The sequence below is a fragment of the Streptomyces sp. NPDC000151 genome (assembly GCF_040301705.1).
In the GTDB taxonomy this organism is placed as follows: domain Bacteria; phylum Actinomycetota; class Actinomycetes; order Streptomycetales; family Streptomycetaceae; genus Streptomyces.
The window spans coordinates 1-7,364 of the sequence record NZ_JBEPFC010000229.1; the positions used below are offsets into that span (position 1 = coordinate 1).

9 protein-coding genes and 1 pseudogene are annotated in these 7,364 nt (G+C 70.8%); 5 read left to right on the top strand and 5 right to left on the bottom strand.

Annotation, left to right across the window (positions count from 1 at the left end):
* Positions 1–60 precede the first annotated feature (60 nt).
* The 4 genes and pseudogenes from ABT381_RS34195 to ABT381_RS34210 form a co-directional block, all read right to left on the bottom strand.
* Positions 61–372: pseudogene (locus ABT381_RS34195) on the bottom strand (urease accessory UreF family protein); the annotation flags it as partial.
* Between the two features lie 40 nt (positions 373–412).
* The gene (locus ABT381_RS34200) at positions 413–2,134 is read right to left on the bottom strand and encodes an urease subunit alpha (protein WP_351601472.1); all 1,722 of its coding nucleotides are present in this window, start codon (positions 2,132–2,134) and stop codon (positions 413–415) included.
* On the bottom strand, positions 2,127–2,438 hold the full coding sequence (locus ABT381_RS34205) for an urease subunit beta (protein WP_351601475.1): 312 nt from the start codon (positions 2,436–2,438) through the stop codon (positions 2,127–2,129). Before ABT381_RS34205 ends, ABT381_RS34200 begins: the two co-directional genes overlap by 8 nt.
* A gap of 17 nt (positions 2,439–2,455) precedes the next feature.
* On the bottom strand, positions 2,456–2,758 hold the full coding sequence (locus tag ABT381_RS34210; RefSeq protein ID WP_351601478.1) for an urease subunit gamma: 303 nt from the start codon (positions 2,756–2,758) through the stop codon (positions 2,456–2,458).
* Positions 2,759–3,194: 436 nt separating this feature from the next.
* On the opposite strand from ABT381_RS34210, the gene ABT381_RS34215 reads away from it, so the two are divergent.
* Positions 3,195–4,142: a M28 family metallopeptidase gene (locus ABT381_RS34215; protein ID WP_351601481.1), complete on the top strand. Its 948-nt coding sequence runs from the start codon at positions 3,195–3,197 to the stop codon at positions 4,140–4,142.
* A 42-nt stretch (positions 4,143–4,184) separates the two neighbouring features.
* On the opposite strand, the gene ABT381_RS34220 is transcribed toward ABT381_RS34215, so the two are convergent.
* Positions 4,185–4,499 carry a type II toxin-antitoxin system Phd/YefM family antitoxin gene (locus tag ABT381_RS34220; RefSeq protein ID WP_351601484.1) on the bottom strand — a complete coding sequence of 105 codons (315 nt, stop codon included), beginning with the start codon at positions 4,497–4,499 and terminating at the stop codon, positions 4,185–4,187.
* Positions 4,500–4,773: 274 nt separating this feature from the next.
* On the opposite strand from ABT381_RS34220, the gene ABT381_RS34225 reads away from it, so the two are divergent.
* From ABT381_RS34225 to ABT381_RS34240, 4 genes are all read left to right on the top strand, one after another.
* The gene (locus tag ABT381_RS34225; protein ID WP_351601487.1) at positions 4,774–5,412 is read left to right on the top strand and encodes an ATP-dependent Clp protease proteolytic subunit; all 639 of its coding nucleotides are present in this window, start codon (positions 4,774–4,776) and stop codon (positions 5,410–5,412) included.
* Positions 5,413–5,416: 4 nt separating this feature from the next.
* On the top strand, positions 5,417–5,728 hold the full coding sequence (locus ABT381_RS34230) for a hypothetical protein (protein WP_351601490.1): 312 nt from the start codon (positions 5,417–5,419) through the stop codon (positions 5,726–5,728).
* Between the two features lie 524 nt (positions 5,729–6,252).
* The gene (locus ABT381_RS34235; protein ID WP_351601493.1) at positions 6,253–6,771 is read left to right on the top strand and encodes a C40 family peptidase; all 519 of its coding nucleotides are present in this window, start codon (positions 6,253–6,255) and stop codon (positions 6,769–6,771) included.
* A gap of 112 nt (positions 6,772–6,883) precedes the next feature.
* The coding region (locus ABT381_RS34240; RefSeq protein WP_351601496.1) for a GNAT family N-acetyltransferase at positions 6,884–7,364 on the top strand (481 nt) is incomplete at its 3' end.

A 7,364-nucleotide genomic window follows, 5' to 3' on the forward strand; every position in this document is an offset into this window, starting at 1 on the left:
TGTTCACCGTCTTCAAGACCGCCTGCTACGTCGACCACGACCGGCTCACGGCGACCAGCGAGGTCGTGGACACCGGGCCGCCCGCATCATCTGGCGGCCGAGCTTGCGCGCTGTGGCACGCAGGGCCGGTACGGGTGTGCGGGCGTCGGCGGCCTCGTCCAGCGCGAGCGGGTCGCAGCCCGCGGCGGCCGCGGCGGCGAGACCCGCCGCGACCAGCCCGGCCGTGTGCAGCCGACCGCGGCAGAACTCCTCCAGCGAGCCGCCGTCCCGGATACGCCCTGCGGCGACGGCCGGTTCGGCGCCGCCGGAGTGGGCGTGCCCGCCGGCCGGGAACCGTCCGTCGGCCAGGACCAGCAGTGCGGCGCGGCTCATCGGTCCCGGCCTTTCCGCAGGGGTGCGTCGTACATGGCCATCAGAACAGGAAGTACCGCTGTGCCATGGGCAGTTCGGCCGCCGGGGCCGGCTCGACCACGGCGTCGTCGATGGTCACCGTGAAGGTGTCGGGGTCGACGACGACCTTCGGCAGCGCGTCGTTGTTGCGCATGGACGCCTTGGTGACCTGGCGCGTGGAGCGGATGGCCGTCAGCTCCTTGGCGACGCCCAGCCGGTCGCCCAGCCCGTCCGCGATGGCCTGCTCGGAGACGAAGTTGAGCGAGTTGGCGCCGGGGGCCTTGCCGATCGCGCCGAACATCGGGCGCGGCAGGATCGGCTGCGGGGTGGGGATGGACGCGTTGGCGTCGCCCACCTGCGCGTACGCGATCTGGCCGCCCTTGATGACCAGCTTCGGCTTGACGCCGAAGAACGCCGGGTCCCACAGCACGAGGTCGGCGAGCTTGCCGGTCTCGACGGAGCCGACGACGTGGTCGATGCCCTGGGCGATCGCCGGGTTGATGGTGTACTTCGCGACGTACCGCCGTACGCGGTTGTTGTCGGCGGCGAAGTCACCGGGCAGCGCGCCGCGGCGCTTCTTCATGACGTGCGCGGTCTGCCAGGTGCGCATGACGACCTCGCCGATGCGGCCCATGGCCTGCGCGTCCGACGACATCATCGAGATGGCGCCCATGTCGTGCAGGAAGTCCTCGGCCGCGATGGTCGAGGGCCGGATGCGGGACTCGGCGAAGGCCAGGTCCTCGGGGACCGCGGGGTTGAGGTGGTGACAGACCATCAGCATGTCGAGGTGTTCCTCGACGGTGTTGACGGTGTGCGGCCGGGTCGGGTTGGTCGAAGCGGGCAGCACGTTGGGCTCCGACACCATGGCGATCATGTCGGGGGCGTGGCCGCCGCCCGCGCCCTCGACGTGGAAGGCGTGGATCGAGCGCCCGGCGATCGCGGCGAGGGTGTCACCGAGGAAGCCCGCCTCGTTCAGGGTGTCGGTGTGGATCGCGAGCTGGGCGCCGCTCTCCTCGCAGACGCCGAGGCAGGCGTCGATGACGGCCGGGGTGGCGCCCCAGTCCTCGTGGATCTTGAAGCCGAGTACGCCGGCCCGCAGCTGGTCGCGCATCGAGGCGACCGAGGTGGTGTTGCCCTTGCCGAGCAGGCCGACGTTGACCGGCAGGCCGTCCATCGCCTCGAACATCCGGGTGACGTGCCAGGCGCCGGGCGTGATGGTGGTGGCCTTGCTGCCCTCGGCGGGCCCCGTGCCGCCACCGATCATGGTGGTGACACCGGAGGCCAGCGCTTCGGTCGCCTGCTCGGGGCAGATGAAGTGCACGTGGGTGTCGATGGCGCCGGCCGTGAGGATCTTGCCGTTGCCGGCGATGATCTCGGTCTCCGGGCCAATGACCAGCTCCGGGTGGACGCCGTCCATGGTGTCGGGGTTGCCGGCCTTGCCGAGCGCCACGATGCGGCCGTCGCGGATGCCGACGTCGGCCTTGACGATGCCCCAGTGGTCGATGACGATCACGCCGGTGATCACGGTGTCCGGGGTGCCTTCGGCCCGGGAGAGCCGGGACTGGCCCATCGACTCGCGGATGACCTTGCCGCCGCCGAAGACCGCCTCGTCACCGCTGCGCCCGGGGCCGCCCGACCAGTCCTCGCTGATCTCGATCAGCAGGTCGGTGTCGGCGAGCCGCACCATGTCGCCCGCCGTCGGGCCGAAGAGGTCGGCGTACGCGGCACGGGAAAGTTCAGCCATCGAGGGTGCCTCCGGTTTCGCCACGCAGGCCCGCGACGATCCGCTTGCCCGCGAGGGGCACCAGTTCGACCTCGGTGGGGATACCGGGCTCGAAGCGCACGGCTGAGCCGGCGGCGACGTTCAGGCGCTTGCCGTGCGCGGCCGCACGGTCGAAGTCGAGGCCGGGGTTGGCCTCGGCGAAGTGGTAGTGGGAGCCGACCTGCACGGGGCGGTCGGCGATGTTGAGGACGGTCATGCGCGTGACGGGAAGCCCCTCGTTGAGGCGTACCGGCTCATCGGCGTAGCGGATCTGTCCCGGGATCATCTTCGGCTCTCCCTGGGTCAGCTGATGGGATCGTGGACGGTGACGAGCTTGGTGCCGTCCGGGAAGGTCGCCTCGACCTGGACGTCGTGGATCATCTCGGGGATGCCCTCCATCACGTCGTCGCGGGTGAGGACATTGCGCCCGGAGGACATGAGCTCGGCGACCGTTCGGCCGTCGCGCGCGCCTTCCAGGATGTGCACGGTCAGCAGGGCAATGGCTTCGGGGTGGTTGAGCCGTACGCCGCGGGCCCGGCGCTTTTCGGCAACGTCCGCCGCGACATGAATCATCAGCCGTTCTTGTTCATGCGGGGTCAGTTGCATTCTCCACCTCACATTCTTACGCCTGGGCCGCATCGGCCCAGGTCACGGGCCCCGACGCGCCCGTACAAGTAGATGTATCACACATTCAACAAAGGAAAAGCAAACTGATCTCCAGATAAGTTCCATGAAACGCCCCGGACTTCGCAGGCTAGCCCCGCCCGATGTCGGCGGCGTTACCCCGGTGAATCCCTTGTTAAATCTGGGGACCGTGCCACAGGCGCCGAATTCCCGCGTACTCCCCACTCCCCCCGAAGCGGACATAACGCTCGACCGCCCCGCTCCCCGGAACAACGCGTTCGCTATGCGCCCTTGACTGGCCACAGACAAGTCACGATGCTCATCTCCGCGCGCCCGTATGCCCCACGCGTCGCGTGCGCGCTCCCGCACCACAAGAAGCTCCGCACCACCACCCCCCACACAGCATCGGAGCCACACCGTGACCCGTTCCGCACGCATACGCCGGGCCGCCCTGGCCGCGGGCGCCTGCACCGCCGTCGCCGCCACGCTCTTCACCGCGGCCGGCGCCCAGGCGGACCCCGCGCCGCTCGCCGCGCCGGACATCCCGGTCTCCGCCGTCAAGGCGGACCTGGACCAGCTTCAGTCCATAGCCGACGCCAACGGCGGCAACCGCGCCCACGGACAGCCCGGCTACAAGGCATCCGTCGACTACCTCAAGGGAAAGCTGGACGAGGCCGGGTTCACCACCCAGGTCCAGGAGTTCGACCACAACGGCGGCAAGGGATACAACCTCGTCGCCGACTGGCCCGGCGGCGACGAGAGCAAGACGGTCATGGCCGGCGCCCACCTCGACTCGGTCGACGAGGGCCCGGGCATCAACGACAACGGCTCCGGCTCGGCCGGCATCCTCGAAGTCGCCCTCGCGGTCGCCAAGGCGGACCTCAAGCCCGCCAAGCACCTGCGGTTCGGCTGGTGGGGCGCCGAGGAGTACGGCATGGTCGGCTCGCAGCACTACGTCGACAGCCTCGCCGAAGCGGACCGCGCGAAGTTCGACTCGTACCTCAACTTCGACATGATCGGCTCGCCCAACCCGGGCTACTTCGTATACGACGACGACCCGCGCCTGGAGAAGGTCTTCAAGGACTGGTACGCGGCCAAGAACATCGCCACCGAGATCGAGACCGAGGGCGACGGCCGCTCCGACCACGCCTCGTTCAAGGACGCGGGCATCCCCGTCGGCGGCCTCTTCTCCGGCGCCGACTACAAGAAGACCGCCGAACAGGCGAAGAACTGGGGCGGCATGGCGGGCGAGCCGTTCGACGCCTGCTACCACCAGTCCTGCGACACGGCGAAGAACATCGACGAGGCGGCGCTGGACAACAACACCGACGCCATCGCCCACGCGGTCTGGGAGCTCAGCTCCTGACGCTCACTCACCCGTCGCGCCGGCTCACCGGCTGACGACGGCTCAGCTCTCGTGGCCCGGTCGCCGATCCCCGGCGGCCGGGCCGCGGTGCTCCGCGGCGATGCCGAACCGCCGACGTTCGCTCGCGGCGGACGTCGGCAGCTGCCGCACCGAGGAGACCGTACTGATGACCTCCTCCTCGGCGGCCGCCTCCGCACGGTCGAGCTCTTCGAGTCGTCGCAGGTCAGCGGCGGACACCAGGGCCACCAAGGGCTTGCCGTGGCGCGTGACGACCACACGCTCGGAGCCGTAGACGACACGGTTGATCAAGTCCGCGAGCTCCGCCCGCGCCTGCGTCACCGGAATCTCGTAGGTCATGCTCCTCAGCTTAGCGCGCACCCGCTTCGTACTCCCGTGCTGCGCATGACGAGAAATGCCAGGTCAGAGGCGGTGCCGGGCAGCTCGGCGGCATCCTCGGCACAACCGGAGCACACCCGCCCGCAAAGGCGCCCCGAAGTGCGTCGTTCGCTCACGGCGAGCGCCGAATGACCCCGTGAGTCGTTGACTTCGCCGGACCGCTGGAACATGCTCCTCATCTGAAGGACTGTACGTCCTGTACATTTTTTAAGTAACGCGGCGAAGAGGAGCCCTCATGCTCGAGCCCACGGCCCGCTACGTCCTCCCGGAGTTCACCGAGCGCACGACGCAGGGCACCCGGACGCTCGATCCGTACTCCAAGCTGCTCGAGGAGCGCATCGTCTTCCTCGGCACCGCCATCGACGACACCTCGGCCAACGACGTCATGGCGCAGCTGCTCCACCTCGAATACACCGCCCCCGAACGGGACATCTCGCTCTACATCAACTCCCCCGGCGGCTCGTTCACCGCGATGACCGCGATCTACGACACGATGCAGTTCGTCACCAGCCCCATCGAGACGGTCTGCCTCGGGCAGGCCGCGTCCGCCGCCGCCGTCCTGCTCGCCGCCGGCCACCCCGGGCGCCGGCTCGCGCTGCCCGGCGCCCGCGCCCTCATCCACCAGCCGTCCTTCAGCGAGCCGGTCGAGGGGCAGGTCTCCGATCTGGCCCTGCAGGCCCAGGAGATGCTGCGCACCCGCGAGCTGCTGGAGGAGCTGCTCGCCCGGCACACCGGGCAGCCGCGCGAACGGATCAGCGCCGACATCGAGCGCGACAAGATCCTCGACGCCGAGGAGGCGATGGCGTACGGGCTGGTCGACGGGCTCACCCGCGGCCGCAAGGCGTCGTCGTCCGCCGCGCCCGGCGCGAGGTGAGGTGATGGCCCTGCCTCCCGACCTCCCGCCACTGCCCGCGCTGACCCGGGCCGAGGGCGCGGTCATCGACAGTTACCTCCAGGTCCTGGACCTCTTGGGGCGCATCAACCCGGCCCGCGGCGAGGGCACGTACCGGGGCCTGCGGGCGGCGCAGGCGCTGGTCGGCCGGGCGGTGGCGCTGCGGGACGCGCTGGCGCTGATGCACGAGCGGGGTGAGACGGAACTCCACGCCGACACGCTCAGCCGCGCGCTGCGGGTGCTGGACGGTGAGCGGCGGGCCGGGCTCGTCGCCGTGCCGCCGCCTGATGAGGAATGACGGGACGATCCCGTTCCACGCGGGCGCGGAGTCCGATCGGGCTACCGCCGATGGGGTACTCCTGGGCGCGTTCGCGGCGGAGTACGACTTGCGCGCTCCGTCGACGTGTCGCGTTGCGGGCGGTACGACGGCGCCGGTGCGGGGGTGCGTACGGGGTGCGGGCCGCTCGACGGACCGCGCCTGTCCACCCGAACGGATCAAGCGTGACCACCCTCACACAAGGCATGTTCGGCGTCTGAACCGCCCGGCGCTGCGTCACGATCCCTCCGACGACAAGCCCCCGCCGCAGCGGCGGGGCGGTCCGGGCGGACGCCGAATCCTGCCGCCGTGCCCGGGCGCCTGGTCGATACGCGTGGACCGGCAGGAGCGGAGGACCCGAGCACGACGGGGCCGCGGCCGTGGTACTGGCCGGGCGGTCCCTTGGGGTGAAGCCTTCGCCGTCCTTTCCGGGCGGCCGGCCGGGCATCTTCGCCTGCCCGAACCCGACAGGTCTTCCTTCGCAGGCGGCTGACGAAGGAGTGCGCATGACTGCGCGCGTTGATCTTCCTGTTCGTGGTGTTGCCGCGCCGGGCCGCCTGGCCCGTGCCGGAGTGGTGTCGGCGCTCGCGCTGGCCGTACTGGTTCCCGCCGGTGCGGGGGACGCCTCGGCGGCGCCCGCCTCCGGTGCCGCCTCCGCCGTGTCGGCGGCGGCCTCGGGGTCCGGCAAGGCGGCCCTGCGGGTCGCGGCGTCGAAGAAGGGGGCGCCGTACGCATGGGGGGCCGAGGGGCCACACCGGTTCGACTGCTCAGGGCTCACGCAGTACGCGTTCAAGCGCGCGGGGAAGCGGCTGCCACGTACGGCGGATTCCCAGTACCGGCACGTGCGGCACATCAAGGCGTCCTCGCGGAAGCGGGGTGACCTGGTCTTCTTCCACTCGGGGCGGTACGTGTACCACGTGGGCATCTACGCCGGGAAGGGCCGCATGTGGCACGCCCCCAAGCCGGGCGCCTCGGTACGCAAGGAACGGATCTGGACCGGTCGCGTCTGGTACGGGCGGGCGTGATGCGGGTGTGATGAGGGAGCTGACGCAGCGGTGACACAGAGGGGGCGGGGCCGACGGCCCCGCCCTCCTTCTGCCGCACCACGGCCGGATGCGCGGGCGCTAACTTACGGCTGTGATCAATGACTTGGCCAAGACCCTGACCGCCGCCGCCCGGGGCGACTTCCCGCCCGCCGACGGGACGGTGAGCGTGCTGCCCCCGGCTTCGGAACGCGACTGGGGAGTCATCTCATTCTCGGGATGCGCCGTCGTGTTCGCCGATGTGGCGGCCGCCTGGGTGCACGCCCGTATCGCCCCGGGCGATCTCTCCGGCCCGCTCAGCCCCTCGTTCCTCGGCGCGCTCGCCGCCCGGACGGGCCGGGAGATCGAGAACATCGATCTGCTCATGGTCGCCGGGGCGCTGCCGGGCCCGCCCTCGATAGCGCTGCGTGAGACGCGGGACCCGGCGCACCCCCGTATCGCGCGGGCGCTGCGGCACCGTGACGGCGTACGGGCGTGGACGGCGGACGAGGAGGGCTCCGCCGTCGTGGTCGGTCGCGGTGTCGCCGGGCGGTGGGAGGTGGCCTTCGAGGTGGCGGAGGCGGCGCGCGGGCGGG